Source organism: Chamaesiphon sp. VAR_69_metabat_338 (assembly GCF_031423935.1).
In the GTDB taxonomy this organism is placed as follows: Bacteria; Cyanobacteriota; Cyanobacteriia; order Cyanobacteriales; family Chamaesiphonaceae; genus Chamaesiphon.
Genome location: NZ_JANPGM010000231.1, coordinates 1 through 2,072 on the forward strand (window position 1 = coordinate 1; position 2,072 = coordinate 2,072).

At 50.0% G+C, this 2,072-nt stretch carries 1 protein-coding gene and 1 pseudogene; both read right to left on the reverse strand.

The window, feature by feature from the left end; all coding sequences use genetic code 11:
* A pseudogene (locus tag RMO84_RS06780) lies at positions 1 to 734 on the reverse strand (hypothetical protein); the annotation flags it as partial.
* 4 nt (positions 735 to 738) lie between these two features.
* Complete coding sequence (locus RMO84_RS06785) at positions 739 to 1,827, reverse strand: cysteine synthase family protein (protein ID WP_310487711.1); 1,089 nt, start codon at positions 1,825 to 1,827, stop codon at positions 739 to 741.
* Between the last annotated feature and the right edge of the window lie 245 nt (positions 1,828 to 2,072).

Below are 2,072 nucleotides of genomic sequence, written 5' to 3' on the forward strand. Positions count from 1 at the left end.
AGGGCCGCCAGCATCATCGTCCCACCCAACGGCGCGTAAAATTTCCAGACATCAGCCAAGTCTTTGGGCAATTCCGGCGTGGATACAACTTCGGGTAATTTCGTCGCACCCAATCGGCGCGCTAACAAGGTTGCGGCTATAGCCTCGGCAATTACTCCCCAAACTAAGCTCATCCCCGCCACAACCGCACCATTGGCTCTAAGGAAAAATCCGCCACCTAGAATGCTCCCGACTATTGCTAGGCGAATAATTCCCGCCATCGCGACAGCATTACTTTGCCCGCTATGAATTAATAAACCCTGAAAATATCGCCGCCAACCGATCGCGAATGGCCATAAAATCACAATTGTCAGTGTCGATCGCACCGTACCGCTCAAACTGGGGGTCACACCCAACCACCCTTCACCGACGATCGTAAAAATAGCCGGAATCGTCGTCAGTGCGAGCAACAAACTCATCCCGCCACTGGCAATTAACATAAACTTCCATAAAGCTTGCCGCGATGCTTGAGTGGGAGCTAAGGCATTACTCGCATGGAGCAACATAATAATCGGACTTTCACAAAAAATCGCGATCGCTTTAGCGACGCCGACTGCCGCAAGATTCGTTCTGGCATCGGGCAAATGGGCAAGCGTGGTAGTAGTTAACGGATCGCCCAAGGCCATCGTCACATCGGACACAGATAGGGGAATAAATTGTTGCCAGAGTTGGATGATTTGGCGATTTCGAGACATTAAATTAGGGATAAAGGGGAGTTGCACTCTCAACGGCAAATTCGATCGGGGCGAGCGTGCTAATTGCTGATTCTAGTTGCGATCGATCCAATAGATCGATGCGATTAGCTGTGAGCCAATCTACATCGTAAACTGTTTCTAAATACCGATCGCCCCGATCGGGATTTAACATTAGAATTGATGAATTTTGCGCAGCCTGAGAGCGAGCGTAAGCCAATCCCCCTGCTAAAATAGCCCCCGTCGAAGCACCGAGTAATAAGCCTTCTAATCTGGCGATTTGATGGCAATATGAAAAAGCCACTCGATCGCTGACAGTATAAGCAAAATCGAGCAAATGGCGATCGAAATTAGGCGGTACGAACGATAACCCCAGTCCCGTCATTTTATAAGCAAATCTTGGCGTGCCAAAGACTGCCGAGCCAGCAACATCAACGCCGATAATTTTGGTACGTGGATAATGTTGTTTGAAATAGCGACTAATCCCCGCTAATTGCCCCGCCGTACTTACGCCAATCACGATCGCATCTGGCGCACCATTAAAGGCTGATTCGATTTCTCGTGCCGTATACAGCTCGTGGGCGTCGGGATTGTGCGGGTTGTTATGTTGACAAGGATACCAGGCACCAGGAATACTCCGTGCTAATTCTTGTGCCTTATGCATCCGCGCCACTTGCATCGAACCATTCTCATCGGCGGCACTCAAGGGCACCTCGACTAATTCTGCGCCATGAGCGGCCAAAATCCGCCGCATGGTATCGCTCGTTTTGGCATCGATGACGATTTTGACCCGATAACCGCGCACGGCACCTACCATCGCCAAGGCAATGCCAAAGTTACCCGAACTCGATTCGACGATCGTGCCATTGGGCGACAGCAATCCTGCCACTTCCGCCCGATTTACCAAACAAATGGCATTTTTCTCTTTAATACTACCGCCAGGATTGCAAGCTTCGAGTTTGAAATAGAGATCGTGTTGTTGACACAATTCACTGACGCGATTTAGTCTGACGATCGGTACATTACCAACTGCCTGCGTAAAATCTGGGGCGAGGTTTGCTGTGGAAATTGGATGAGGATCGATGCTATTAACCATTATTGTCAGTTCTCAAACTGCCGACATTACCAAGTTTGGCATTGCAATATGAAAATTAGATGAACTCGATGAGAATCCCCCCTAGCCCCCTTAAAAAGGCTACCGTGCATACACCACATCTCTGGTGAGAATCGAAAGTGGTGGGAATCCCCCTGCTTGTCTTGACGCATCGACCTGGAGGGAACCTCCAGGTCGATGCGTCGCTGGTGCAACGCACGCTGTAGGCGTTGGCGTTGGCGTAAGCC

What these genes read in the sequence shown, in the direction of transcription:
- RMO84_RS06785 (WP_310487711.1), bottom strand. Translation starts at nt 1,827, where the DNA reads ATGGTTAATAGCATCGATCCTCATCCAATTTCCACAGCAAACCTCGCC.